Here is a 25556-nt window from a genome sequence, read left to right as displayed (position 1 = left end):
GAGAGCGTCGTCGGCGATCGTGTCCCGGTGTCGCGTCCAGCGGGTGTCGGCGAAGGAGCGGCACGCGGCCATCGGTGATGGCGTCGAGAACGGCGTGCGCGGGGTGACGATGACCGAGGTCGCGCGCCGATCGGGGGTGCACGCGACGTCGTTGGACAGGCGGTGGGGAAGCGTCGAAGACCTCGTCCTCGACGCGCTTCTCGACGTCAGCGGCGACACTCTGACGGTCCCGGACACCGGATCGCTCCGCGGCGACCTGCGTGCGTTTGCACGGTTGCTTGCGGACTATCTGATATCACCACTCGGGACGGCGCTGGTCAGATCGATGTCCACGGTCGAGGACGACTCCGCCACGTCGGATGCGCGGCGCAGCTTCTGGCTCGCGCGATCGAAGGCTGCCGGAGTGATGATCGAGCGTGCAGCGGCGCGCGGTGACATCGCCGCGGATGTGGACCCGCGCATCGTGTTGGAGATGGTGATCGCGCCGATCCACTTCCGGCGCCTGCTGACCCGGGAGGTCGTCGACGATCGGATGCTCGACGCGGTCGTCGACATCACGATCGGCGGGCTGTCATTTCCCTCGTGACGGCGGCGTCGAGTCGCGCAAGGCTGCTGCCAGCTCGGTGACCCGTGCCGCGACGTCGTCGCGCACCAGGCGCATGCGGTCGATCCCGTCGATGCCGCGTTCGGAGGGTTCGTCGGTGTCCCAATTGATCACGGTGACCCCTGCCGGTGCGTCGACGACGGCTTCGCGGCCGAGGATCACCACGAGATCGACGTCGGCGAGGACATCGGGGTCGATCGCCTTCGGGGTCTCCTGACTGATATCGACGCCGACCTCCGTCAGGGACTGGGCCGACAGAGGGTTGACGACGGAACCGGGTCGAGTGCCTGCCGAGTGCACGATGACGGCATCGCCGACGGCCGCGCGCATGAGGCCTGCCGCCATCTGCGACTTTCCGCCGTTCTTGACACACACGAACAGCACGCTGGGAACACGGGACATCAGTGCACGCTCCTGGAGGACGAGGTCGTAGCGGTGGGGAAGCGGTTGCGGAGTGCGAGGGAGACGTACACGAGGCCGACGAGGACCGGGACCTCGATCAGTGGGCCGACGACGCCGGCAAGTGCTTGGCCGGAGCTCGCGCCGTAGGTGGCGATCGCGACGGCGATGGCGAGTTCGAAGTTGTTGCCTGCCGCGGTGAACGCAAGCGTGGTGGTGCGTTCGTAGCCCAGGCCCATAACCGCACCCAGGAGGTAGCCGCCGCCCCACATCACTGCGAAGTAGACCAACAGTGGCACGGCGATGCGGACGACGTCCCAGGGACGGGAGGTGATCTGTTCGCCCTGCAGGGCGAAGAGGATGACGATCGTGAACAGCAGTCCGTAGAGTGCCCACGGCACGACCTTGGGCAGGAACTTCCCTTCGTACCAGTCGCGGCCCTTGGTCTTCTCGCCGATCCGGCGTGACAGGTATCCGGCGAGCAGCGGGATGCCGAGGAAGATCAGCACCGACTTGGCGATCTGCCACGGAGAGGTGCTGATGGTCGTCTGTTCCAGGCCCAGCCAGCCCGGCAGGATTGAGAGGTAGAACCAGCCCAGGACGGCGAACATCACCACCTGGAACACCGAGTTGAGCGCCACGAGGACGGCTGCTGCCTCACGATCGCCGCAGGCGAGGTCGTTCCAGATGATGACCATGGCGATGCACCGTGCGAGGCCGACGATGATCAGGCCGGTCCGGTACTCGGGTAGGTCGGGCAGGAAGATCCAGGCGAGGGCGAACATGAGCGCTGGGCCGAGCACCCAGTTCAGTAGCAGCGATCCCAGCAGTAGTTTGCGATCGCCGGTGACGGTGTCGAGGCGGTCGTAGCGCACCTTGGCCAGGACCGGGTACATCATTATCAACAGGCCCAAGGCGATAGGCAGTGAAACGCCGTCGACCTGGATCTTCTCCAACGCGGTGTTCAGTCCGGGGATCATCCGGCCCAGCAGCAGACCGGCGACCATGGCGACGCCGATCCACACCGGCAGGAACCGGTCCAGAGTCGAGAGCTTGCCGACGACCGGCTGATGCCCGGCCGTCGGGGTGGGGCTGGTCACGAGTGAACCTCCATCGAGCTGGCGAGCTCGCCGGACTGCAGGATCCCGGCGAGCGAGGACAGAACATCGGGGATAACGCGGTAGTACACCCACGACGCGCGGCGCTCAGACTCGAGCAAACCGGCGTTCTTGAGGACCTTCAGGTGATGGGAGATCGTCGGTTGCGAAACGTCGACGGCCGGGGAGATGTCACACACGCACGCCTCACCGCCCTCGTGGCTGGCGATCAAGCTGAACAGTCGCAACCGGATCGGGTCGGCGAGTGCTTTGAACACCACAGCAAGATCAACCGACTGCCGCTCCGAGAGGGGCTCACGCACCAACGGTGAGCACCGCACAGTGACATCGGTCAACGGAATCGAGTTCGACATGCATCGATATTGACAGATATCGATACTGGTTGCAAGGGTGCATGCAGTCCACGTTCGAAACGGGACTGGTCGCCACCCCGGCATCGGGTGGCGACCAGCCTGGCAGCCCTAAGAGAAGGTCGCGTTCAGCAGCAGTTCGCCGCGGGAGTGCAGCATGCCGCGGGCGTAGATTCGCCGGCGGGGGCCGCGGCGGCGACCGGTTCGCCGTTGAAGGTCTCAGCGTCGGCCAACACGGTGTAGACCTCCCACCGCTCGGCGTCGGGAGCGGTGACCCACACCTTGTCCTGAGTGGCAAAGCAGCAGGTTGCTCCGATCTCCTCTTCGGTGAACAGCTTCTCTTCGGTGAATCGGGCGATCTCGGCGTGCACCTTCTCACTGGAATCGACCTCAACGCCGAGGTGATTGATGCTGCCGCCCTGGCCGGGATTCTCCAGCAGCACCAACTTCAGTGCGGGCTCAGTGACGGCGAAGTTGGCGTAGCCCGGCTTGACCTTCGCCGGGCCGACGCCGAACAGCTTGGTGTAGAAGGCGATCGACTGGTCGAGATCGTCGACGTTGAGGGCGAGTTGCACGCGTGACATGAGATCCTCCAAGGATTCGACATACATCAAAAGTGTTGCGACTCAAGTTCTAGACCAGGGTTTGACATATGTCAACGGATGGGTAGGTTGGGGTCATGCCCAAGACGCTCCCTGTGGTCGACATCAGTGCTCCGATCTGCTGTGCACCGATCTCCGCAGGTCCAATGGAAGCGGATGCGGCCCTAGAGCTGGCTCTCCGGCTCAAGGCGCTGGCCGATCCGGCGCGAATTCAGCTGGTCTCCATCCTCATGGGCGCCCGACCAGGTGCGATCAGCACCAGTGATCTCGCCGAGGCGCTCGCACTCTCGGCGGGTACGGTGAGCCACCACCTCGGTCAACTCAAAAAGGCGGGCCTAGTCAGCTCCGAGCGTCGAGGCGTGAACGTCCTGCATCGCGCCGAACCGGACTCGCTGGAAGCACTGAGAGGAGTGCTCGACACCTGCTGTTAGCCGGGGTGATCGGCATCGCGCCGCACGGCGTTAGCTGCGTAAGTCCGATACTGGCGTTCGACGGTGTAGTCGGGGAGCGACTCGGCGATGAGGTCGGCCAGTGTATCGCCTTCGTGAAGCCAGCCGGCGACGTCGAATCCGCGACGCCACGTGTGCTGGTCGTCGCTCGGTGCGTCGGCGAAGTTCGCCGTCCACGCGTCGAGCCACGTACGCAGCCGGACGACGACGGAGTCGGGAAACCCGAAGTTCGCGGGTGTCAGCAGTTCGGATCTCTCTTTTCTGGGCGAGTCGGGGAAACTCGAGCTATGCAAGTTGAGGTCCTGTATGTCGATGGATGCAAGTCCGTCGCCGTCAGTACTACGAGCGCACCGGACGTGAACTCTCCGACGAGAACGTCTGGGTCCACGAACGACTCCGCGAGATCGCCTCGCTCGATGCCATCATCGCCCGACTCGCTGCCGAAGGTGACCAGGCATCGGCCGATCGCGAGTCGGCGGTGGCCGGGGCCGGCACCTCTGATCGGCGACCGCTGCTGCAGATCCAGACTCGAGGGCTGCACGAGATCGCACTCGGGAAAGCCGAGAACCCAGGTGATGGGGCATGACGCCACCGACTGATCAGGCGATCGCCGCGCTCAACGCCCACGCACGGCAGCGCTCCGCCGACGTCCGGACTCGGATTGAGAAGGCCCTCACCGCGATGCGGAGATCGGGGGCCACAATCAACATCAACGCCGTCGCTGTACGTGCCGGCGTCACCCGCAAGACGATTTACAACCATCCGGACCTATGGGAGAAGATCCGCGCCCACACCACCATCGCCCCGCCACCCGAGGCTGCAGCCACCGACAGCTCCATCGTGTCGGCGCTTCGGGCTCAGTTGACGGCCAACGATGCCGAACTCCATCGTCTCCGCGCAGAACTTCGCGCCAAGGATGTGCTGATCGCCACACTCTACGGCCGGCTAGACACGGCGGACGAGTGACGACAGACCGCCGACGATTCTCGGGTAACCGGCGCACGTCCCGTCCCACGGTTCGAGAACGTCATTGCGCACATCGCGCCCAACCGTAGGGCCATCGGCTGATCCGTCTGTTCGCCAGCCTAGTCAGCAGGATCGAGGAGGTCGTCGATGACGGCATCCAGTCGTCGCCGAATGTGCTGGGGCGGTCCCACCACGGAGTCGACGAGGATCTCGGCTTGAGCAACGGCATAGATTCGACTGCCGATCCGCCAGGTGGCCGCAAACGCGGCGTCAGTGTCCACCTAGCCACCCACCAGAGTAACGGCGGCCGCGATGAGCGTGCCTCGGAAGCGGCAGGGATCGTCGGCGATGACCTGCGCCGGTGCTCGATCATCCAGGCGCGGATTGCGTCCCTGAAACCAGGCTTGGATCAACGATGGGGTAGCGCCGAGCTGGTGTTGCAGGGCCGCCACCGTGTAGGCCACCTTCAAACGGGCTCGGACGTGGTCCGGGACTGCGGCCGCGCGTGTGATGTAGTCGCTGACCGCAGCGGTGCTGGGCGCCGGCCAGATACGCAACCAAACGCGCACCGAGCAGCGTGCGCAGTTGGTCGACCAGTGTCGCGTCGTCGAAGGCGTCCAGATGCGCTGTCACACGATCGTGGACGGCGGCAACCGAGAGTCGGACCGATTCCATGGATGCCATCGTCGCCACACACAAGCCGCCTGATTCGCCGCCGTTTTCGGAGGCTCCGCTGGTCAGTGCCCGATCTAGTCAAACGCAAACTGACCAAGCCGCCCACCTGGCAGCTCCCACCAGACCCCCAGACTGCGATGCGTGGCGGCACCCCTTGCATCACAGCCGATGGCAGGTATATGTTCATCAGAACATCATACCCCCATGGGGTATCAACTGGAGAGGTGGAAAGACATGTCGTCGAGCGAGTATCAGGTAGCAGGCATGACGTGCGGGCATTGCGAGGCCTCGGTGCGCAAGGAAGTCGCAGCCGTAGAGGGTGTTCAGGACGCTCAGGTGAGCGCGCAGACCGGCAGGCTCGTGGTCACCTCCGTCGGCCTCGTCGACGAGGCCGCGGTGGTCGACGCAGTCACAGCGGCCGGCTATTCGGCAGTGCGGATTTGATGGACGCCAGCTCGCTTCCTGCTGTCGGCGTGACGTTCGCGGTTTAGCGAACTTTTACACCTTCAGCTCTGTGCGGCCGCCGAGCAAATCGCTATCGGCCGACAACGGAGAGAACGGCGATGCACCACACCGGTGCGTCGCGTTCGGTGAGATCAGAGTGGATAGGAGACCACATGCGCAAGCCTCTCATGACGGCCGTCTCGGCGGGAATACTCGTCGGAGTACTGGTTCTGGCCGGTTGCAGTGCCGGCGAAAGCCAGGACCACCAAGGCTATGACGGTGGCAGCACGGCCAGCAGTGTCGGCGCAATGAGCGATTCGCCGATGGACCACCCGATGGACGGCGGGCCGGCACCTGCCGGCATCAAGGCGGCCTCGGCACCCAAGTTTCCGGTCGGCAGCCAGGTCATGCTGACCGCAGACCACATGGCAGGCATGTACGGTGCGCGGGCCACAATCGTCGGCGCCTTCGACACGTGCGCCTACTCGGTGAACTTCACCCCGACCACCGGCGGCCAGCCGGTCAAGGATCACAAGTGGGTAGTCCAACAGGAGATCAAGAACGCAGGAGATCGACGTCTGGCCGATGGCACCGAAGTCACCCTCGAGGCCGATCACATGACGGGCATGAAGGGGGCGAAGGCAACAATCGCCAGCTCCACCGACCAGACCGTCTACATGGTCGATTACGAGGCGGACGGCATGACGATGACCAACCATAAGTGGGTCGTCGAGAGCGAAATTCAACCGATGCCCTGAGCGGGGTGTTGGTGACGACTTCAGCAGTCACCAACCCAGCTGGGGAATGACGATGAGGAAGGCAGCAGGATGACTAACCCCCACGCGCACCACCACCACCGAGATGTCGGCGGCGCCCCCATACACGGCATCGACCGCCATGACGCGGCAGTGCCTGAGAGCCACAATGCTGTCGCTGACCCCACGCACGGCGGGCACAGCGAGCACGGCCGAGGTCACAACGACCACGCCGACCATCATGGTGAGCATGGCGCCCCCGGCGGGCATAGCGGGCACCTGGACCACGACGGTGAGCACGGGGACCACAGTGGGCACGGGCACCCCGGCGGGCAGCATGGGAACCACAGCGGTCACGGTGACCACGTCGGGGAGTTTCGCCGACTGTTCTGGATCAACCTCATCATCGCGGTTCCGGTGGTCGCCTTCTCACCGATGTTCGCGATGTTGGTCGGCTACTCGGTCCCTGGGTGGGCCGAATGGATCGCGCCCGCGCTCGGCACCGTGATGTACCTCTGGGGCGGCTGGCCGTTCCTGGCCGGTGCCCTGAGCGAGCTGCGGACGCGGAAACCCGGGATGATGCTTCTGATCGCACTAGCCTGGTTCTTTCATCGGTGAATTCGACTCGCCGACCCTGATGCATGAAGAAAGGTGCTCTCACCTGCGATAATCGTTCTTGCGACAGTCCGATTACGTCAGAGCGAGGGAGCACCTTTCTGGTGAGTAACTCTACCGTGTTCTACCCACACATCCGCGCCACCGGCGACGGCGAGAACCTCGTGTCCCACGCCGGAACCATCCTGTTGACCCGAACAGTCGAGGTCAGCGGCCTCGCGGCCGAGTTGTCGACCGCACTCGCGCCGTGGCGCACGCCCTCCGCAGTCCATGATCCGGGCAAGATCATCGCCGACCTCGCCGTCGCACTGGTCGCCGGCGGCGACTGCCTCGCCGACATCGCCACCATCCGCGAACAACCCGACACGTTCGGCCACGTCGCCTCCGACCCGACCGTCTCCCGCCTGATCTCAACGCTGGCCGCCTCGCCGGTCCAGGCGTTGTCGGCGATCGCTGCGGCTCGAGCAGCGACCCGGGCACGGGTGTGGGCGTTGGCCGGTCCTGCTGCTCCGAACCACGGGATTTCGGCGAAGAACCCACTGGTCATCGACCTCGACGCAACCCTGGTCACCGCACACTCGGACAAGCAGTCAGCGGCGGGAAACTACAAGGGCGGCTACGGTTTTCATCCGATGACCGCGTTCATCGACCACGGGCCCGGCGCGACCGGAGAAGCCGGAACGATCCTGCTACGACCAGGCAATGCCGGATCGAACACCGCCACCGACCACATCACCACCACCCAGCAGTCGTTGGCGCAGATCCCCGACCTACCACCGCGTCCCGGCCGCAAGATCCTGATCCGTACCGACTCGGCCGGCGCCACTCACGACTTCCTCGACTACCTGCACAAACAGCGAGTCTCGTACTCGGTCGGATTCGGTCTCGATGCCCGGTTGGGTGAGATCATCGACCGACTCCCGAAGAAGGCATGGACTCCGGCCTACAACAGCGACCGCGAGCAGCGAGACGGCGCCGACGTCGCCGAGTTGACCGGAGTGATCGACCTGTCGGGGTGGCCGCCGGGGATGCGGGTGATCGTGCGGCGGGAGAAACCCCATCCCGGTGCACAGCTGCGGATCACTGACCGCAACGGGTGGCGATTGACCGCGTTCGCCACGAATACCACGCGCGGGCAGCTGGCTGATCTGGAACTACGGCACCGCCGACGCGCCCGGTGCGAGGATCGGATCCGGCAGGGCAAAGACTGCGGGCTGTTGAACCTTCCGTTGTTCTCGTTCGCGCAGAACCAGGTGTGGACCTCGATCGTAGCGTTGGCGATCGATCTGAACGCGTGGATGCAGATGCTGGCGTTGACCAGCACTGATGCCCGCACGTGGGAGTTGAAGACATTGCGTCTTCGGTTGTTCGCGATCGCGGCTCGGATCGCTCGGCACGCCCGTCAGCGACGGCTGCGGTTCGATGCCCGTGCCAAGTACACCGGTCTGCTGATCGCCGGGCTCGATCGTCTCGACGGCTACCCGAACAGCACGTGACCAGCGTGTCCTGACGTATCCGAACGACCTGAAAGACACCCTCCGGGCCCGTGAAACCCGGCCGTGATCCGGCGGCAACCGGCCAGCCTGTCGTACCCGAACCGCAAAATCAGCCCTGCCGCAATCAATCCGAACCGCTCAGGCAGGGATAGGCACCGGATGAAAGATCGAGGCTAACGTCAGCTGCACGGGACCGAAGTAGTTGACCGCCATGGTGCGCTGATAGTCGTGCAGCCGATCCGTCGAGTCGAGGACCTCGCGGCGAATCGACCGCCCGGCGTTGTTCACGACGATGTCTGGGCAGCCGTACTCGGCGAGCACGTGCTGGATCAGGCGAGCCGTGTCGTCGGTGTCGGAGAGATCCGCCGGACAGGCGTCGGCATAGCCGCCCTCGGCCCGGATACGCGTGACGAGCTCGTCTAGGCTGTGCGCACGCCGCGCCACCATCAAGACGTGGGCTCCACGACGGGCGAACTCTTCAGCTGCCGCAGCGCCGATGCCCGACGAAGAGCCAGTGACGAGGACGGTTGAATACCGTAGCCGCCTGGCCGGCGACCCGGTGCGAAGTGTATTGACGAGCTCGCCCGGCGTACGTGGTCGTTGTAAAGCAGTATGCGCGACTCGGGCTGGCACGTATCTCACAGCTGCTGCCACCATGCATAGACCGTAGATCACGAGGCGCAGCACTATTGACCCCCATCCGCTGCGAGGATGCGGCCGAGGGTCGTCTTGCCCGTCGTCCCAGTGGGCCGGAGAACACGAAATGTGTGGGCCGCCGTGCCAGAGCGAGAGCCCCTCGCTGCCGCCTTCGTGCACCAACAAAAGCCGGACTTGGTGCTTGACGGCCGGTGGTTGGCCGATTTGGCGATCTAGCTCGGCCAGGACGGCGTCGTAGCCGGTTGAGCGGCCCCTACGATCACCTGGTCACCATCAGCCGTCAAGATCAGCTGTCAGCGGTAAGAACTGTCCTGAGGGAGGTGTCGGTTCCGGTGGAAAATGAGCCCGCCGAAGCGACACGGGGGCAACCGGCGCACGACGACACCGCCCGCCCGCCCGGTCTGTTCTGACATGTGCACAATTCGATGATTTCATCACCGTCCGACGCTCCGCGTGCCCAGGCCGTCATGCCGTCTTTGCGTCTTGCTGGTTAGCCGTCTTGCCAGCAACCGCTCCCTATCGCGCGGCCCTGGTCGGGGCGGTTTCGGTCATCGCACGACCGGGGCATTTCCGATATCCGATACCTGCGGTACCGTGTACGTATAAAAGCCGTAGAAAATATCAACCTCAGAGGAGGCTTCTTATGGCTAGAACCGGCATCATCAATCGTTGGCGTAGCAATATGGATGTGCTCGACGACACCGTGTACACCGACATGCTCAACACACTGTCTGAGGGGTCAGTGCGACGGCATTTTAACCCCTATATCGATATCGATTGGGATGCACCCGAGTTCGCGGTGACACCCAATGACGAGCGCTGGATCCTTCCGGGGACCGATCCGCTCGGACGTCACCCGTGGTATCAAGCGCAATCGGTCGAGCGCCAGATCGAGATCGGTATGTGGCGTCAGGCCAACGTTGCCAAGGTCGGCCTGCACTTCGAGTTGGTCCTGATCCGCGGCCTGATGGACTACGCGTTCTGGACGCCCAACGGGTCGCCCGAGTACCGCTACTGCCTGCATGAGGCCGCCGAAGAGTGTAACCACACCATGATGTTCCAGGAGATGGTGAACCGCATCGGGGTCGACGTGCCCGGGATGCCTCGGTTGCTGAGGTGGTCCCAACCGGTGGTCCCGTTGATGGCGGGTCCGTTGCCGATACCGTTCTGGTTCGGCATTCTCGCCGGTGAAGAGCCCATCGATCATACGCAGAAGAATGTTCTGCGTGAGGGTAAACAGCTGCACCCGATCATGGAGCGGGTGATGGCGATCCATGTGGCTGAAGAGGCGCGGCACATCTCGTTCGCGCATGAGTACCTGCGTAAGCGGGTGCCGCATTTGTCGCGGGGGAAGCGGTTCTTGTTGTCGATGTTTGTGCCGGTGATGATGCGCGTGCTGTGTTCGGCGATCATGGTTCCGCCGCGGGAGTTCTGGAAGGAATTCGATATTCCGCGCTCGGTGCGCAAGGAGGTCTTCTTCAATTCGCCGGAGTCGCGGCAAATGCTACGTGACATGTTCGGTGACGTCCGGATGCTGTGCCACGACACGGGACTGATCAATCCGCTCGCCAAGATCGTTTGGCGGATCTGCAAGATCGATGGCAAGCCGAGTCGCTACCGTAGCGAGCCGCAGCGCCAGCACGTGTCCGCCGTAGCGTAGGAGCGGCGTCATGCCCCATGTGATCACCCAGTCGTGCTGTAGCGACGCCTCCTGTGTGTACGCCTGCCCGGTCAACTGTATTCATCCGTCGCCGGACGAACCCGGTTTCGCCACCGCTGAGATGTTGTACATCGATCCGGTCTCGTGTGTCGACTGCGGCGCATGTGTCTCTGCCTGCCCGGTCGGGGCGATAGCGCCGGAGGTAAAGCTGCGGCCTGAACAGTTGCCGTTTGTCTCCCTCAACGCGGCGTTCTACCCGGATCGGCCCGCAGGCGAGAGGGTCCCGCCGACGTCTAAGCTGGCGACGGTCATCGACGCGCCGAAAGTCGATGCACGCGAGTCGGATCCATTGACGGTGGCGATTGTTGGCTCTGGCCCGGCGGCGATGTATGCCGCCGACGAACTGCTGACCCAGTCGGGGGTGCGGGTCAATGTCTTCGAACGGCTCCCGACGCCCTATGGGCTGGTGCGGGCCGGCGTCGCACCCGACCATCAGAACACCAAGCGGGTCACACGGCTTTTCGACGAAGTGAGCCGATCGTCTGGATTCACCTTCTACCTCAACGTCGAGGTGGGATCGGATGTGTCCCACTCCGAACTGTTGGCCCACCATCATGCGGTGGTGTATGCCGTCGGAGCGCCGAACGATCGCAGACTCGACGTCGACGGCATGGGACTGTCCGGCACCGGCACGGCCACCGAAATGGTCGCGTGGATCAACGGACATCCCGAATACACAGATCTCCCTGTCGCGCTGGAACATGAACGAGTGGTGCTGGTCGGCAACGGCAACGTCGCGCTCGACGTGGCCCGCATTTTGACGACCGATCCGGACGCATTGGCGCGCACGGACATCGCCGATCACGCGCTGGCCGCACTGCGGCAGTCGAAGGTCACCGAAGTGGTGATCGCAGCCCGCCGCGGGCCGGCGCAGTCCGCTTTCACCCTGCCCGAGTTGATCGGGCTGACGTCGACGTGCGACGTGGTTCTCGATGCGGCCGACCAAGCTCTCGTGCAGGCCGACCTCGCCACGGCGGAGGATCCGCTGATCCGAAACAAACTGGAGGTACTGAGCAAGCTCGGAGACGCGTCGGTGCCCGCGACGCGCCCGCAGATCCGGCTGGCGTACCGGCTGACGCCCGCGCGCATCCTCGGCACTGACCTCGTGAGCGGCATCGAGTTCACAGTGACGGGTTCGGATCGAATCTGTCATCTCGACGCCGGCCTGGTGCTGACATCGATCGGATACCGCGGGAAGGCCATTCGCGATCTACCGTTCGATGACGTCGCCGCCGTGATACCTAACGACGGGGGCCGGGTCATCGATCCGCAAACGGCACAGCCGGTGCCAGGCAGCTACGTGGCGGGCTGGATCAAGCGCGGCCCCAACGGTTTCATCGGCACCAACAAGTCGTGCGCGGCGGAGACGGTACAAAGCGTCGTCGATGACTACAACGCCGGTCTGTTGACCGGGCCGCGCACAAGGCCCCACGCGTTGGCGAAACTGGTGCGCAGCCGCAGACCAGATGTGGTGAACGCGGCTGGATGGAGGGCCATCGACGAAGCCGAAATCAAGCGTGGCGGAGGGCGCCGCCCGCGCGACAAGTTCACCTCGGTCGCCGACATGTTGGCAGTTGCGGCCGCCGCACCTACTCCGTCGTTCGCGCAGCGGGTGCTGGCCGGTTTCTGTCACTGACGACGAGCCCGCTGTCATGCTGAGACACGAGGTGGCGGATGGTTACCCGGATGGGGGCCGATGTTGCTTACCGTTCGTGCTGGTCTCGGCGATCGCCGGCGGATCGATCTTCGCGAGGGGTGCGCCTTCACGATCCCTACACGCTTCGCTCCTACGGCGTATTCCTAAGCGCATTGCAGGGCGATGACGCCGCCGCCCGCGAAGCGGCGCGTCTGCTGCAGAACGGGTCTGGGACAAGCGGTGATGCGCTCACCCGGAGGACCGCGGCGAACTGATGGTGAAGGTGTCCGGGGTCAAGGCGTTGGCGACCACTGCCGCGCTCAACGTCAACAGCGGGATCTTCGAGGTGATCGGTGCGGCGCGGGACCAATCCCAAGTACGGCTTCGACCGTTTCTGCGCAACGTGCGTACCCACACCCGGCACGACCCGGTGGCATACAAGATCGCCGACGTCGGCAAGCACCCCTCAACGGGCAGTACCCGATCCCAGGCTTCACCTCGTAGGTGGTCGTCAGAACTCCCGGTGACCGAAATCAGTCCAGCACCGGGTGAGTGTCACCGTCTCGCGAGAACTATCCGCGAACCGAGGAACGCAACGTAGGCGCCCAGTGCGATCAGCCCCGCCTTCTGCGTCGCCGGAATCGCGATCGCGGTGCCCACGACGGCCTCGGTGACCCCGTTCCGCTTGGTCCACGTGGTGGTGTCCTTCGGGAACGCCGGCGCGGTGATGGCATGAAACGCCCGCGGCACCACCAAGTGTGCTAAGCCGGTCGCGGCGACGACGACTCCGGCAGCGCGAGGAACGGACGTGGTCTGGTTGGGCATTGGGTGTCCTTCTGTGAGGTGGATTCGATAGCTCATCAGAGCCAAGCGCACCGGCGGTCGAGAGACAAGACCACATGCCGGCGGTGGGGCGGGCGAAATGATCGCGGTTCACGGGTTAGTTCTCAAGTATCCTGAAGCACCCAGGTCCAGTTCCCGATCCGGACAAACTGCTTGATGGCCAGGCGCACCAGCTGCGCGCGGCCGCAGCTGGTCAGCCGAGCATTGTACGTAGCGCAATTTGGCGGGGTCAGCATATGCCTGGCTGGGGTCCTTCGGCGCGGCCCCACAGGGCGTCTACTTCGGCCTGGGGCAGGTGCCATCACGTGTGCGTTCGCCGACCGCGGTACCCCCATCGGGGCCTTATCGATCATTGACAGCACTGTCTCTGCGGACTGATAATTGGGAACCGAGCTGTGGATGCTGACACACATATTCTGGTGTGGCGGCACGGGACCGGAGGACAGCATGGACGCGGAGCAACCCGACATCAGCTCTACCGACGACGCCGGTGTGGTCGACTTCAAGGCAGCGCCCATCCGTGCAAGGCGGATCAAGTTCTCCTATCCGCAGGGCTCCATGAACCGGCACTATGTCTCCGACGACCTGATCATGAGTCACGTCGTGTCCATGCTGTCATCGGTTTTCCCGGAGGGCGAGGACTTCTTCATCCGGTCGGTGAAGTACTACAAGGATGAGATCGCCAACGCGACATTGAGGGCGCAGGTCGACGGGTTCATCGGCCAAGAGGCTACACACGGACGCGAGCACCGCGAGATCAACGAGCATCTCCAGGAAATGGGTTACCCCACTCGGATCAATGACCGCCTCACCAAGCGAGCGCTGGCGATGATCTACCGCCACGCGCCGCACAAATTCTCGTTGGCCATGACCGCCGGCCTCGAGCACTACACGGCGACCCTGGCCTCTCTGCTCCTCACGAATACCGAGGCACGCGCGCTACTCACCTCCGACGAGGTGCGGGGACTCCTGCTGTGGCACGCCTACGAGGAGGTCGAACACAAAGCGGTGGCGTTCGACGTCTACCGGACCATCGGTGGCAGCGAAGCTCTGCGTATCGGCACGATGCGCGGGATCCACATCACGTTCCTGGGGCTTGTCACCGTGTCCACGCTGGCGTCGATGCTCACCGATCGCGCCACGTACAACCCGGCTCGTCTTCTGCGAAGCGTGGCGGCTATGCGCACCAACCCGTGGATCAACCGAGATGTATTGCGCGAGTTGGGAACCTACACGCGTCGCGGGTTCCATCCCAGCGACAACCCCACAGATTATCTGCTCAAGACCTGGCGCTCGGAGTTGTTCGGCGACCAAGGTATTTTGACGGACAACCTCGTGGGTGGACGTCAGCGCCGCTCGGACCGCTGCTGAACGAGGGCCGTCGGTGGGTACCTGTGCTCGGGGCCAGAACGTCTTGTTAGGTCGCCGCCGAGTTGTCCGAGTCCGGAACGGTCTTTCACAAGTCGGGTCAACGTCGGACAGCGAATCGGTGAAGTCGTCCGTCGCCGCATTTGCCGAAGCTCTCGGAGGCATCGAGCGGCCCGGCCAGGGCTTCCCCGCCGGATCTCGGGGCGGTCCAATACCAGCAGCGGATGGAACCGAACGTTTTTGGCTCTTCGCAGTTGAGGGTGTAGAGGTGGTCGGCGCCGCGTGCTGCTCGTTATAGGAATGATCAGGGTGAGTGCCCACCGCGCCATCTCGATGACATCGAGGACCATCGTGGTGCGACGACGGGTGTCGCCTCGCCAGTGCGGCTAACTCCGGCAGGAATCTCCGAATCATGTATTGAAGTACTTGAAGTACCTGATACTGTGATGCACATCATTGAAGGGCTGTGCAGCCATATGAAGGAGAGCAGTATCGCTACGGGAGTCACTGGTCGTGCGACGGATAGTCTTGCGACCTTCGGAAACACGACCATGCTCGCCGGTCAGGCACTGCGGTGGACCGTGTATGACATTGTCACCGGACGATTTCCGTTTCGGGAGGCTGTCACCCAGACCTGGTTCGTCATCACCGTAACGACGTTGCCGGCGATCCTGGTGGCGATCCCGTTCGGCGTCATCGTCTCGGTGCAAGTGGGAAGCCTGACCCAGCAGGTCGGGGCCACGTCCATCGCCGGCGCCGCTGGTGGACTCGGGATCATCCAGCAGGGGGCCCCGATCGTGACAGCGCTGCTGCTCGGTGGTGCGGCAGGGTCGGCCATCGCCTCTGACCTTGGCGCACGCACCGTCCGTGAAGAGATCGATGCCATGGAGACGCTAGGACTCAATCCGGCCCGTCGAGTCGTCGCCCCGCGGTTCGTCGCGGTTCTCATCGTCGCTCCGCTGTTGTGCATGCTCATCGTGTTTACCGGTCTCGTGGCCGGCTACATCCTGAGCGTCAACGTCCAGGGCATCACGCCGGGAAGTTACGTCTCCTCGTTTGCATCCTTTGCCTCGTCGGCGGACATCGTGGTGGCACTGATCAAGTCAGTGGTGTTCGGTCTCGTGGTCGTGGCGATCGCATGTCACCGGGGTCTGTCCACGAAAGGCGGCCCGAAGGGTGTGGCCGAATCTGTCAACGCCACCGTGGTCCTGGGGGTGGTGGCGTGCTTCGTCATCAACGTGGTCATCACCCAGCTGACAATTATGTTCGTCCCGCAGACCATCGGATGACGGAGAACACGTGACCGCCATACCATCCACCCGGTTCACTTCTGTCACTCGTCCGATCGTGCGTGCTGTGACGCCCCTCGCCGAAGTCCCTGCACAACTCGGGCACATCACCACGTTCATCATCGACACCGTCGCAGGAATTCGTCACGTCGCGACCACCTATCGACGACAGACGCTTTTGTACATACATGAGTTTGCTTGGGGACGAGGCGCTGTTCTGGTCGGCGGGGGTACCGCGGTCGTGCTTGTCATTCTCGGAATGGCTGTGGGGGCATCTATCGGCATTCAGGGTTACGCCTCGCTGGACCTGGTGGGGATGGGGTCTCTTACCGGGTTCATCTCGTCATACGCCAACACTCGGGAGTTGGCACCTATTATCGCCGCGATCGGCTTCGCAGCCCAGGCCGGCTGTCGCCTCACTGCGGAGATCGGTTCTATGCGCATCGCCGAAGAGATCGACGCACTCGAGTCGATGGCGGTGCGGCCGATTCCGTACGTCGTCAGCACGCGCGTGGTCGCAGCGATCACCACTATCATTCCCCTCTACATCGTGACGCTGATACTCAGTTTCGTCGCGGCCAAACTGGTCGTCATCCTTATGCACGGTCAGTCCGGTGGCACCTACGACTTCTATTTCAATGCGTTCCTCAAACCGCAGGATCTGGTGTTCTCAGTCATCAAGGTCCTAATTTTCGTGGTATCGGTCGTCATCGTCCACAGCTACCAGGGCTACTACGCCACCGGTGGAGCAGAAGGCGTCGGCCGCGCGTCTGGTCGAGCGATCCGCAGCAGTCTCATCATCATCGTCGTGGAGGACATGATCTTGACCCTGCTGATGTGGGGCTTCGATTCGGGCGTCAGGATTTCGGGCTAGGAGTTTAAGTGGCTGTATTTCAAGATCTGTCAGGGCGCGCGCCGTCACGAACGAACTTGACCCTGCGTGGGATCGGGGTTCTCGTCGTCGTGGTGGTTGCCGCCTATCTTCTGGTGGGCAACGCGAACGGAAAATATGACGACAACAAGACAGTGACGATTACCACCGACGCGATTGGTGACGGATTGAAGAGCGGATCGGAGGTGAAGTATCGGGGCTTCACGGTGGGCAAGGTGTCCTCGGTGTCGGTGCGCGACCAAAGCACAAATGTGAAAATCGAGCTCACCGGAGCGAACGACGACATCCGGTTGAGTCAGGGCATGGCGGTGAATTACACGTCCGCCAGCGCGCTGGGGCCGACGGCACTCGAGGTTGTCGACCCTGGGCGGGGAGCGCTCATCCGTGATGGTGGCAGTGTCTATGTGAGCAAGCAGCAGTCCGAACAAACGTCGGTATCGACCCTGATTCGAAAACTTTCCAAGCTGGTCAATGCTCTCGATCAGCCGGCGTTCAATTCTGTGGTGAAGTTTGTCGTCGACGATTCCCAAACGTTTGCCGACACCGGCAAACTCATGTTCCAGATCGCACAGCTCACTCGGGACGTTCAACAGCGGCCAGTGGGCCAGGATTTGGCGATCGCGGCAGACCTGTCCGAGGGTGTTGCCGACTTCATGAAGCCGTTCATTCCGGGCATCCTCATAAACGTCGACATCGCTGACTTCTTCGCCACCGACGAGGCCATCAAACAGACCAAAGGCAACCTCAACGACACCGGCGAGGTCCTGTTCGGCGCACTCGGAGGACTGTTGAACAAAAACTACCCGGCGTTGAGTTCACTACTGGACGTCGGCCTCGATCTGGCGAGGCCAGTCGCCAGATCGGCCTCGGGGCTCGCGCGGACCGTTTACACCATCCCGCAGATCCTGGACAGCATCGACAAGGCCACGCCACAGGTCGGGGAGCGAGTGCAACTTCAGGTCGCCCTGATAGTGCAGACCTCACCTGCGCTGCAGAGCGCGCTTGCAGCAGGAGGACCGAGGTAGATGAAGCTCAAGTCGTTAACTCCCACCATCATCAAGATCGTCGCGTTCACCGCAGTCATCGGCGTTCTCACCTACGTGATCATCGCCATCCTCCAACCCAGCTCGGACGGAGCGAGTTCTGAACGATCAGCGGTCTTCTCCGATGCCTCCGGGCTCAAACCTCGCGACGGTGTGCGGTCGGCAGGGGTCAAGGTCGGTTATGTGACGGCGATCGACCTGAAAGGGGCCACGGCGGTCGTTCATTTCCAACTGAACGACGACATCACGATCACATCGAAAACCACCGCCGCCGTGCGTTATCAGAATCTTCTCGGACAGCGATATGTCGAATTGATCGGTGCGGAACAGGGAAAAACACAGGGGGCACTCACACAGGTGGCGCTCGACAAGACCATTCCCTCATTTGATGTGTCCACCTTGTTCAACGGATTCAAGCCGGTGTTCGACACGCTTAATGCCGACGAGATCAATGAACTGCAGTCCAACTTGTTGCGCGTTGCTCAAGGTGATGGAAGGGGCATATCGCCTGTTCTGAAGCAGATCGCCAACATCACCGCCTACGGGAACCAGCGGTCTGAGATCATCACGAATATTGTGACGAGTCTCGGCCAGGTCTCCGACCAGCTCGAAGGCCGCTCGGCGGAGATGGTCGAACTCGTCGACAAGCTGGGATCGATCGTCGACGCCTTCAGCCGCGTGAGTGACCGGCTGCGAGAGTCGCTACGCGAGGTCAACCGGTCCATGTCGAAGACGGTCCTCACCGGCGAGCAACTCGAGTCAACGTACGACCAGAGTTTCGCGACGATCTATCAGCGTCTGGCGCGAGAACCCGGGGAGTTAGAGGGTCTACTCAACGGTGCGGTACTGCTCAAGCCCCTTATGGACTCGCTCACCGCTGCGACGAACTCCACGCCGAGCGAGGCGCAATGTTCGAAAGGTCTCCTGCCCCTGCCGGATACAGCGCAGATTGCGCTTATGGGGCAACGATTGGTGGTGTGTAAGTGAGGTTGTTCAATCGAAATCGATCGCATCACCAGCCCGAACGCAGACGCGACCTCATCGTCGCCGGTGTGGTGGTGGTGACCGTGGTGGTCGGTCTGGTCATCGCCGGGGCCGTGTATATCGCACCGCCCGGTCAAAAGGTGTACTCGGCCCATCTGGTCAACACCGGCGGGCTGGAGTCGGGTGATCAGGTGCGTATAGCGGGGATAAGACAAGGGAGGGTGTCGTCGGTGGACCTCACGGGAACGGTTATCACAGTCAAATTTCGACTCGACGACTCGGTGTCAGTCCGTTCGGATGCTACCGCAGCGGTTCGCCTGATCACGCCGATCGGCGGGCGAGTTCTCGATCTGGACCCAGGGTCAGGACCGACCGCGCTGTCGGGGGCCATCCCCCTTGTTCAGACATCGAGTACCTACGACATCTCCAACACGCTCGAGACGACGACGCCGGTGTTCCGTGATGTGAACGGCGTCGATCTCCGTCAAACTGCGGCGCTGCTGCAGAATGCGTTCTCCGACGGCAACACAAACATTCCCGACGCACTGAGGAACACCAGCAGTCTGATGGACCTCCTAGAGCGACAGTACGGTCAGCTCGACAAAACGGTCGCTCTATCGGATGAATACGTCAAAGCTTTCGCCGACCAAAAACAGGTGCTAGTCGACTTTCTCCGTCAACTCAGCTTCCTGGCCAGGACGCTGGGACCTGATATCCAGAACGTCCGCGGCGGGTTCGACTATCTCAGGCGTCTGTTCAAACTCCTGACGAGGCCGCTCGTGGCGTACCGCGATGGCATCGAACCGTCCGTGCAACAGTTCAAGACGCTCCTGGACAAGGTGTCGACAGAGATGCCGGGCTACTCCAATGCCCTGACACAGATCGATCAGATCACTCAGCGCCTCGGCGTCCTCCTCCAGGCGCCGGTCGGTGCGCCGGCCACCACAGAACCAGAGGTTCGTGTGTGCATTCCGAGTGGTGACGACAAATGCTGACCACCTGGGTCCGAAGACTGCTGCTCCTGATCGCCGTGGTGGTGGTGGTCATCGCTGGTATCGGGATAGGCCGGACAGCGTCCGACGACACGCGCGCCCTGTGCGCAGAGTTCACCGATGCATCGGGCCTCTTCGAAGGCAACGCAGTCGCCATGCTCGGCAAGAAGGTGGGCAGCGTCGTCGGGGTGCACCAGAATAAAGGTCAGTCCGGTGTGAGGATCGACATGCGGGTCGACAAGAGCGTGCCGCTGTCTGCCGACGTCGGCGCGACTCTGGTGTCGACATCCATCGTGACCGAACGTCAGATCGAGTTCACCAAGCCGTACTCCGGTGGAGCCCGATACGAGACGAATCAGTGCATTCCGTTGAGTAAGACGAGAACCCCGCTGGGAATCAGTCAGACGCTCGACTCGATCAGCAACTTGTCCGAGGACCTGGTCAAGGACAACGGCAGAAACACCGACGCCATCCTGCAGTCCCTCAAGCTCGTCGCCCGCAATCTGGAAGGGACCCAGGGTGACGTGGCCGGGATCATCAAGGACTCTGCCACGCTCATCAACGACCCGGCCAAGCGGGATGGACAGATTCGCAGGATCGTCGGGAACCTCGCAACACTGACGGGGGTGGCAACCGAGAACGACAAAGAGGTGACCGCCCTCTTCGACAACTTCGTGGGCGCCATCAATGTCATCATCGCGTTCGGCCAGACGTTCGGCGCGGCAGTCGAGTACGCGGGGACGTTCGTACCGATCCTCTCGCGGCTCGCAACGGATTTCGGGCCCCCAATATTCGCGATCGGTGATGCTGCCGTTCCGCTCATCGCCGGCATGGGAGAGCAGCCGGACATGGTGGCAGCGGTCGCAGCCCGCACGGCAGACCTCATCATGAAACACCCCGATGCCAAGTCGATCGTGCGGGCATTCGCAGTGTCGCTGCCTTTGCGAAGCCTCGTCAGTGGCTGCGCCGCGCCGGCGGCAAACGGCGTCTGCGGGCCCGGCGATGCATCAAGGACGATCGCCGGGATGATGGGGGGAGGGGCCTGATGATCTCAGTCAACCGCGCACGCCTCGGACCCATGATGGTCGTACTGATGGCAGCGATGGTGTTCGTGACATCGTGTGGGATCAACGCCGACAATCCGCCGACCATAGGAACCTCCGACGGCAACGGCTACGACATCCAGATGGAGTTCACCAGCGCACTCAACCTGCCGGCCCTCGCAAAAGTCCTCTCAGAGGGGCTCAGCGTCGGAACCGTCGAGAATGTCACGTACGAGAACGGGCATGCAGTCGTCAAAGCTCGCATCGATAACAAGACTCAGCTGCCGGCCGAATCGCGAGCCGAGCTGCGTCAAGACACTCTCCTTGGTGAAATCTACGTTTCCATCCTTCCCCCAGCCGAGCCGTCGACGGGTGCCTTGCTGCGGTCGGGTTCGGTGATCCCGCTGGCACGGACCGAGCCGGCAGCAAATGTCGAGGACGTCATGCGTGGGATGGCGAATGTCCTCGGCGGCGGTGAACTCGACAAGATCCACACCGCGATCTCGACATTGAACACCTCGTTCCCCAAGGATCCGCAGGAATTCGACGCCCTGTATCGGACAACGCTGGAGACCGTTTCGGAGGTCTCCTCGAACACTGACAAGCTCGACGTGGTGTTGAGGTCGGCTGATCGGACTCTGAAGGTGATTTTGGCTGATCCGTCGGGAATCGACCGGATGCTGACTAAGGGCGGAACCAACTTCTATGGCCTCGGCTACTCCCTGATCGACGTCGCGTTACTCATCGCCAACTTGCGTACATTTGCTACGGCCGCGGGCAGGATCGTGGATCCGGAGTACTCACGCATCAAGGAGTCGGTGGCCGCGATCGCCCCGGTGATCGCGGCGATCGCCAACTCCGACATTTACTCGAAGTCCGTCACGGAGCAGGCAACGCGCGTCATCCGCGACAAACTCATTCCATTCGTGGGGTCGCCGGACATCAACCTCTCGGACATCTCCATCGATGGTCGGGACCTGGCGCGGCGTGACGCCGAATCGTTCATTACCGTGTTGAAATCGATCGGAATGATGCCGTGAACCGCAGCAGCAGCACGCTCATATCGATGGTGGCTTTGGCCGTCGTGTTCGTCGTAGGGCTCGGCTACCTCGTCGTCGGCGTGGCACGCGTCAACCCCACCCGCTCCGAGTACTCGTTAACCGCCTTCATCGACAGCTCAGGCGGTCTACTGGACACGTCGCCGGTGATGGTGCGGGGGATACCCGTCGGAAAAGTGGCCTCCATCAACGTCGTGGATTCGGCACTTAAGGTCGAGATGGCGATCGATTCCGATCACAAGATCCCCCAGGACAGCGTGATGTCGATCCAGAATCTGTCGATCGCGGGGGAACAGTACATCAACTTCGTGCCCACGGGCACGGCCACCGGCGGGTACTTCCACAACGGAGATGTGGTGCCCGCGGACGCGGTGCACGTGTCGCAATCGGTGCCCCAGGTGTTGCCGAAGATGGCTGCAGTGGCAGATGGACTCGACCCGGCATCGATCGAGTCCATCAACAAGACCGTCGCCGAGGCCGTCGCAGGACGGCAGGAAGACCTCGACACGATCGGCGACATGATGCACCGTCTAGTCGATTTCGTCGGCAAAGATGGGTCCGTCCGGGTGACCGCGGACAACGCCGAGTTCCTGCTCGGCCTCATGTCCAATGTCGGGGACGTCCTCAGTACGGCAGCTGTGCGCACCCCTGACGCCGTAAACGGACTGGCGCGCATTCAACGGGCGTTCATCGAGTTCACAACTACTTCGTACGACAAGTGGCCTCCCGTGTTGAAGCTTGTGGAAAAGCTCGACGGCTATATCCAGATCCTGCAGCCGGATCTGCTGACGATCACCCGGGCGGTGAAACCGGCGACCGCGAAGGTCGCGGACACCTACGTCGACTTCGGGTCGATCGGCGACCTCCTCGCCCGAACCTTCCCGGCGTCGGGACCAGGTCGCGCGGAGGTCCCCATCACCGTGTCGCCGTCACCACGGTGACGACCATGTCCCACGCGGACTGTCACCACAAGTACACAGAAGGCCCCAGATGACAAATGACGAGACCGAGCCGCACACCGAGCCCACTGAGGTCGAGGACGCCGCGGCAGCAGCGGCGACGGATAGCGATCTGCTGGTGGACGACAACGCCAAAACCGCTTCCGTAGCCACGGCGGAGCCGGGAGACGGCGACGTTGATCCCCCCTCGCCAGGTGGGCGTCGCTGGTCAGCAGCGCCGCGGTTGCGTGCCTTGGTCGTTTCGGCCGTGATCGTGGTGCTCGCTGTGCTGGCCGGCGTGTTTGCCTACCTCTACGTCGAGGCCGACGACGCGAAGTCGGTATTGGAAAACGACGCCGCGCAACGGGCCGCGGCGGCAAAGGCCGCCTCGGATTACACGACCCAGTCCCTGACCTACAACTACCAGAACACAGACGCCTTTTTCGCGGCGGTCAAAGAGAACGCGGGTGAGGCGCTCATCAAGCGTTACGACGAGGTCCGGCCGACGCTGACCCAGATCATGCAGCAGGCCCAGGTGCAGGCGTCGGGACGCGTTCTGGCCACCAGCGTCACCGGTGACACCGACGGGGAATACACGGTGATGGTCTTCGCGAGCCAGAAGACCCAGAACGTGCAGAACCCACAACCGAGTGAACTGCCGACGTTGTTGAAGGTGGTCGTGTCGAAAACGGCCCAGGGCTGGCAGATCCAGGACTATGGCCCAGCTGAATAAGGCGGCTGCGCCGCAGAAGGAGTTCCCATGAAGAGCACGATGCAGGATGTGCCCTTGACGGTGGCGTCGATCCTCCGCCACGTCGCGACGAATCACGCCGCAAGGCAGGTCATCACCTACGGCGGAAACGAACCGGCTCGGACCACGACCTACGGGTCCCTTGAGGAACGATGCGGTCAGCTGGCCAATGCTCTGCGTCGTGCCGGTGTTGGCGACGATGACCGTGTCGCTACTTTGCTGTGGAACAACCAGGAACATCTGGAGGCGTACGCAGCGGTTCCCGCCATGGGTGCCGTCTTGCACACCCTGAATCTGCGGTTGTCTGCGTCCCAACTGCAGTTCATCGCGAACCACGCCGAGGACCGGGTCATCATCACTGATAGTTCCCTGGTGCCGTTGTTGGCACCGGTCCTGCCGGGCCTGTCGACCGTACGCGTCGTTTTCGTCGCCGGCGATGGAGAGGTGTCGGCGCTGGAGGGCAACGGCGTCGACATCATCCGGTATGAGGACGCACTCGCCGCGGAGTCGCCGGTGTTCCCGTGGACAGATCCCGATGAGAGATCGGCGGCGGGTATGTGCTACACCAGCGGAACCACGGGAGACCCCAAGGGGGTCGTCTACAGCCACCGGTCGGTGTTCCTGCACTCGATGGCAGCCTGCACCGGTAATGCGCTCGCCGTGGAGGAAGGGGACCGAGTCCTGCCCGTGGTGCCGATGTTCCACGCCAGTGCCTGGGGTCTTCCCTACGCGTCCCTCATGGCGGGTGCCGACTTACTCATGCCGGACCGTTACCTGCAAGCTGCTCCGCTGGCGCACATGATCCAGACACATCGACCCACGAAAGCTGGTGCCGTCCCGACCATCTGGAGCGATTTATTGCAGTATGGGGTATCGCACCCCGAGGTGGATCTGTCGTCGATCAGTCTGGTCGCCTGCGGTGGTGCGCCGGTGCCGCAGTCGTTGATCGAGGGATTCGCCGACAGGTTCGGCGTGCAGATCATCCAGGCGTGGGGGATGACGGAAACCTCGCCGCTGGCCGCGGTCAGTCGACCACCGGCCGGTGTCGCACCGGAATCGGCCATGTCGTATCGCAAGCGTCAGGGCCGTGCCATCTGTGGCGTCGAGATGCGTCTCACCGACGAGGCCGGGATGCCGGTTCCGCGTGATGACAAGTCCGTGGGGGAACTGGAAGTCAAGGGACCGTGGATCACCGGTGCCTATTACCGTCTCGACGAGGACAGCGACAAATTCCGTGACGGCTGGCTGCGCACCGGCGATGTGGGCCACATCAGCCCGGACGGTTACCTCACGCTCACCGATCGATCGAAAGACGTCATCAAGTCCGGCGGCGAGTGGATCTCATCGGTGGAGCTTGAGAACACCATCATGGGCCATCCGCAGGTGGCCGAGGCCGCAGTGATCGCCATCCCCCACGATCGATGGCAGGAGACCGCCCTAGCCGTGGTCGTCCGGGCGCACGACAGTGACGTAACCGCCGATCAGCTCAGAGAATGGTTCCTCGCCAATTGCCCCGACGAGATCCCTCGTTGGTGGATCCCCCAGCACTGGGCGTTCGTGGACCAGGTGCCACGCACCAGCGTGGGCAAGTTCGACAAGAAGGTCTTGCGTGCCCAACATGCCGACGGGAATTTCGTCGTCGTGCCAAACTGAACACATCTCTTGCAGACGGCGGCGGTGCAATGGACCGCCGCCGTCTGGTGTTCACCTCACCTGGCCGGTTGGCCGGTGCACCTAGAAGCATCCCAGGCCGCCGTCGGCAGCGATGCCTAACTTTGCGCCTGAGCAGCCACGGCACGGGCGGAACCGTCGCGCGAATGCGCAATCGACACCGGTCGTGGTATCGCTTCCCCAGCGAGAACCGAGAAT

The 25556-nt window shown here is 62.9% G+C and carries 30 protein-coding genes; 21 read left to right on the top strand and 9 right to left on the bottom strand.

All coding sequences use genetic code 11. The features are described 5' to 3' along the window. The first annotated feature begins 43 nt into the window (after window positions 1–43). Window positions 44–586: a TetR-like C-terminal domain-containing protein gene (locus GYB83_RS17230; protein ID WP_161896583.1), complete on the top strand. Its 543-nt coding sequence runs from the start codon at window positions 44–46 to the stop codon at window positions 584–586. Here GYB83_RS17230 and GYB83_RS17225 read toward each other — a convergent pair. The 4 genes from GYB83_RS17225 to GYB83_RS17210 form a co-directional block, all read right to left on the bottom strand. After that, window positions 572–1006 (bottom strand): arsenate-mycothiol transferase ArsC, encoded by a 435-nt coding sequence (locus GYB83_RS17225; protein WP_161896582.1) that lies wholly within the window; start codon window positions 1004–1006, stop codon window positions 572–574. The two genes, GYB83_RS17230 and GYB83_RS17225, sit on opposite strands and share 15 nt — an antisense overlap. Further along, on the bottom strand, window positions 1006–2103 hold the full coding sequence (arsB, locus tag GYB83_RS17220; protein ID WP_161896581.1) for an ACR3 family arsenite efflux transporter: 1098 nt from the start codon (window positions 2101–2103) through the stop codon (window positions 1006–1008). The genes GYB83_RS17225 and arsB overlap by 1 nt, the downstream gene beginning before the upstream one ends. Beyond that, window positions 2100–2474, bottom strand: coding sequence for an ArsR/SmtB family transcription factor (locus GYB83_RS17215; protein ID WP_085941944.1), 375 nt, complete (start codon window positions 2472–2474; stop codon window positions 2100–2102). The genes arsB and GYB83_RS17215 overlap by 4 nt, the downstream gene beginning before the upstream one ends. Window positions 2475–2599: 125 nt before the next feature. Next, entirely contained in the window at window positions 2600–3055 is a 456-nt protein-coding gene (locus tag GYB83_RS17210) for an ArsI/CadI family heavy metal resistance metalloenzyme (protein ID WP_161896580.1), read from the bottom strand. Window positions 3056–3150: 95 nt separating this feature from the next. Here GYB83_RS17210 and GYB83_RS17205 point away from each other — a divergent pair, with 95 nt between their 5' ends. After that, entirely contained in the window at window positions 3151–3504 is a 354-nt protein-coding gene (locus GYB83_RS17205; RefSeq protein WP_005206748.1) for an Rv2640c family ArsR-like transcriptional regulator, read from the top strand. Here the strand turns inward: GYB83_RS17205 and GYB83_RS17200 are convergent. Further along, on the bottom strand, window positions 3501–3815 hold the full coding sequence (locus GYB83_RS17200; protein ID WP_008376388.1) for a hypothetical protein: 315 nt from the start codon (window positions 3813–3815) through the stop codon (window positions 3501–3503). The genes GYB83_RS17205 and GYB83_RS17200 overlap by 4 nt on opposite strands. Before the next feature lie 23 nt (window positions 3816–3838). Between GYB83_RS17200 and GYB83_RS17195 the strand changes: the two genes are divergently transcribed. Beyond that, window positions 3839–4108 carry a hypothetical protein gene (locus tag GYB83_RS17195; protein ID WP_186349799.1) on the top strand — a complete coding sequence of 90 codons (270 nt, stop codon included), beginning with the start codon at window positions 3839–3841 and terminating at the stop codon, window positions 4106–4108. Next, a complete protein-coding gene (locus GYB83_RS17190; protein ID WP_008376386.1) occupies window positions 4105–4488 on the top strand; it encodes a hypothetical protein in 384 nt (127 codons plus the stop codon). Before GYB83_RS17195 ends, GYB83_RS17190 begins: the two co-directional genes overlap by 4 nt. Before the next feature lie 119 nt (window positions 4489–4607). On the opposite strand, the gene GYB83_RS17185 is transcribed toward GYB83_RS17190, so the two are convergent. Continuing rightward, window positions 4608–4769 carry a hypothetical protein gene (locus GYB83_RS17185; RefSeq protein WP_157435742.1) on the bottom strand — a complete coding sequence of 54 codons (162 nt, stop codon included), beginning with the start codon at window positions 4767–4769 and terminating at the stop codon, window positions 4608–4610. Window positions 4770–5397: 628 nt separating this feature from the next. On the opposite strand from GYB83_RS17185, the gene GYB83_RS17180 reads away from it, so the two are divergent. Continuing rightward, window positions 5398–5607: a heavy-metal-associated domain-containing protein gene (locus tag GYB83_RS17180; RefSeq protein WP_040519341.1), complete on the top strand. Its 210-nt coding sequence runs from the start codon at window positions 5398–5400 to the stop codon at window positions 5605–5607. A gap of 173 nt (window positions 5608–5780) precedes the next feature. Beyond that, window positions 5781–6365, top strand: coding sequence for a YdhK family protein (locus GYB83_RS17175; protein WP_008376383.1), 585 nt, complete (start codon window positions 5781–5783; stop codon window positions 6363–6365). 27 nt (window positions 6366–6392) lie between these two features. Here GYB83_RS17175 and GYB83_RS23710 read toward each other — a convergent pair whose 3' ends face one another. Next, window positions 6393–6728, bottom strand: a complete 336-nt coding sequence (locus tag GYB83_RS23710; protein WP_008376382.1) for a hypothetical protein — start codon at window positions 6726–6728, stop codon at window positions 6393–6395. A gap of 69 nt (window positions 6729–6797) precedes the next feature. Between GYB83_RS23710 and GYB83_RS24130 the strand changes: the two genes are divergently transcribed. Together GYB83_RS24130 and GYB83_RS17165 are read left to right on the top strand one after the other, a co-directional pair. After that, entirely contained in the window at window positions 6798–6980 is a 183-nt protein-coding gene (locus GYB83_RS24130) for a hypothetical protein (protein WP_371865215.1), read from the top strand. 101 nt (window positions 6981–7081) lie between these two features. Then, on the top strand, window positions 7082–8473 hold the full coding sequence (locus GYB83_RS17165) for an IS1380 family transposase (protein ID WP_040520992.1): 1392 nt from the start codon (window positions 7082–7084) through the stop codon (window positions 8471–8473). 138 nt (window positions 8474–8611) lie between these two features. Here the strand turns inward: GYB83_RS17165 and GYB83_RS17160 are convergent, their stop codons facing one another. Continuing rightward, window positions 8612–9130: an SDR family NAD(P)-dependent oxidoreductase gene (locus GYB83_RS17160; RefSeq protein ID WP_228461568.1), complete on the bottom strand. Its 519-nt coding sequence runs from the start codon at window positions 9128–9130 to the stop codon at window positions 8612–8614. 643 nt (window positions 9131–9773) lie between these two features. Here GYB83_RS17160 and GYB83_RS17155 point away from each other — a divergent pair. Together GYB83_RS17155 and GYB83_RS17150 are read left to right on the top strand one after the other, a co-directional pair. Beyond that, complete coding sequence (locus tag GYB83_RS17155; RefSeq protein ID WP_161896579.1) at window positions 9774–10790, top strand: AurF N-oxygenase family protein; 1017 nt, start codon at window positions 9774–9776, stop codon at window positions 10788–10790. Window positions 10791–10800: 10 nt separating this feature from the next. Further along, window positions 10801–12486 (top strand): FAD-dependent oxidoreductase, encoded by a 1686-nt coding sequence (locus GYB83_RS17150; RefSeq protein WP_161896578.1) that lies wholly within the window; start codon window positions 10801–10803, stop codon window positions 12484–12486. 555 nt (window positions 12487–13041) lie between these two features. Here GYB83_RS17150 and GYB83_RS17140 read toward each other — a convergent pair. After that, window positions 13042–13311, bottom strand: a complete 270-nt coding sequence (locus GYB83_RS17140; protein ID WP_161896577.1) for a DoxX-related protein — start codon at window positions 13309–13311, stop codon at window positions 13042–13044. A gap of 465 nt (window positions 13312–13776) precedes the next feature. On the opposite strand from GYB83_RS17140, the gene GYB83_RS17135 reads away from it, so the two are divergent. The 11 genes from GYB83_RS17135 to GYB83_RS17085 all read left to right on the top strand — a co-directional run bounded on the left by GYB83_RS17135 (window position 13777) and on the right by GYB83_RS17085 (window position 25340). Then, window positions 13777–14700 (top strand): metal-dependent hydrolase, encoded by a 924-nt coding sequence (locus GYB83_RS17135; RefSeq protein ID WP_161896576.1) that lies wholly within the window; start codon window positions 13777–13779, stop codon window positions 14698–14700. 548 nt (window positions 14701–15248) lie between these two features. Next, window positions 15249–15986 carry an MlaE family ABC transporter permease gene (locus tag GYB83_RS17130; RefSeq protein WP_030175681.1) on the top strand — a complete coding sequence of 246 codons (738 nt, stop codon included), beginning with the start codon at window positions 15249–15251 and terminating at the stop codon, window positions 15984–15986. A 10-nt stretch (window positions 15987–15996) separates the two neighbouring features. Next, complete coding sequence (locus GYB83_RS17125) at window positions 15997–16860, top strand: ABC transporter permease (protein ID WP_161896575.1); 864 nt, start codon at window positions 15997–15999, stop codon at window positions 16858–16860. An 8-nt stretch (window positions 16861–16868) separates the two neighbouring features. Beyond that, window positions 16869–17903 (top strand): MlaD family protein, encoded by a 1035-nt coding sequence (locus GYB83_RS17120; RefSeq protein WP_161896574.1) that lies wholly within the window; start codon window positions 16869–16871, stop codon window positions 17901–17903. Then, on the top strand, window positions 17904–18908 hold the full coding sequence (locus GYB83_RS17115; RefSeq protein ID WP_161896573.1) for an MlaD family protein: 1005 nt from the start codon (window positions 17904–17906) through the stop codon (window positions 18906–18908). It begins immediately after the preceding gene. Further along, window positions 18905–19900, top strand: a complete 996-nt coding sequence (locus GYB83_RS17110; protein WP_161896572.1) for an MlaD family protein — start codon at window positions 18905–18907, stop codon at window positions 19898–19900. The genes GYB83_RS17115 and GYB83_RS17110 overlap by 4 nt, the downstream gene beginning before the upstream one ends. Continuing rightward, window positions 19894–20943 carry an MlaD family protein gene (locus GYB83_RS17105; protein ID WP_161896571.1) on the top strand — a complete coding sequence of 350 codons (1050 nt, stop codon included), beginning with the start codon at window positions 19894–19896 and terminating at the stop codon, window positions 20941–20943. Before GYB83_RS17110 ends, GYB83_RS17105 begins: the two co-directional genes overlap by 7 nt. Then, window positions 20943–21980 carry an MlaD family protein gene (locus GYB83_RS17100; protein WP_161896570.1) on the top strand — a complete coding sequence of 346 codons (1038 nt, stop codon included), beginning with the start codon at window positions 20943–20945 and terminating at the stop codon, window positions 21978–21980. Before GYB83_RS17105 ends, GYB83_RS17100 begins: the two co-directional genes overlap by 1 nt. A gap of 26 nt (window positions 21981–22006) precedes the next feature. Beyond that, a complete protein-coding gene (locus GYB83_RS17095; protein ID WP_161897560.1) occupies window positions 22007–22939 on the top strand; it encodes an MlaD family protein in 933 nt (310 codons plus the stop codon). 49 nt (window positions 22940–22988) lie between these two features. After that, window positions 22989–23669: a hypothetical protein gene (locus GYB83_RS17090; protein ID WP_228461564.1), complete on the top strand. Its 681-nt coding sequence runs from the start codon at window positions 22989–22991 to the stop codon at window positions 23667–23669. 27 nt (window positions 23670–23696) lie between these two features. After that, window positions 23697–25340 carry a long-chain fatty acid--CoA ligase gene (locus GYB83_RS17085; RefSeq protein WP_008382348.1) on the top strand — a complete coding sequence of 548 codons (1644 nt, stop codon included), beginning with the start codon at window positions 23697–23699 and terminating at the stop codon, window positions 25338–25340. The last annotated feature ends 216 nt before the right edge of the window (window positions 25341–25556 follow it).

The sequence above is a fragment of the Gordonia spumicola genome (genome assembly GCF_009932475.1).
GTDB classification, from domain to species: Bacteria; Actinomycetota; Actinomycetes; order Mycobacteriales; family Mycobacteriaceae; genus Gordonia; species Gordonia spumicola.
The sequence above is the reverse complement of the archived record's forward strand: the minus strand, read 5'-3'. Positions and strand labels throughout refer to the sequence as shown.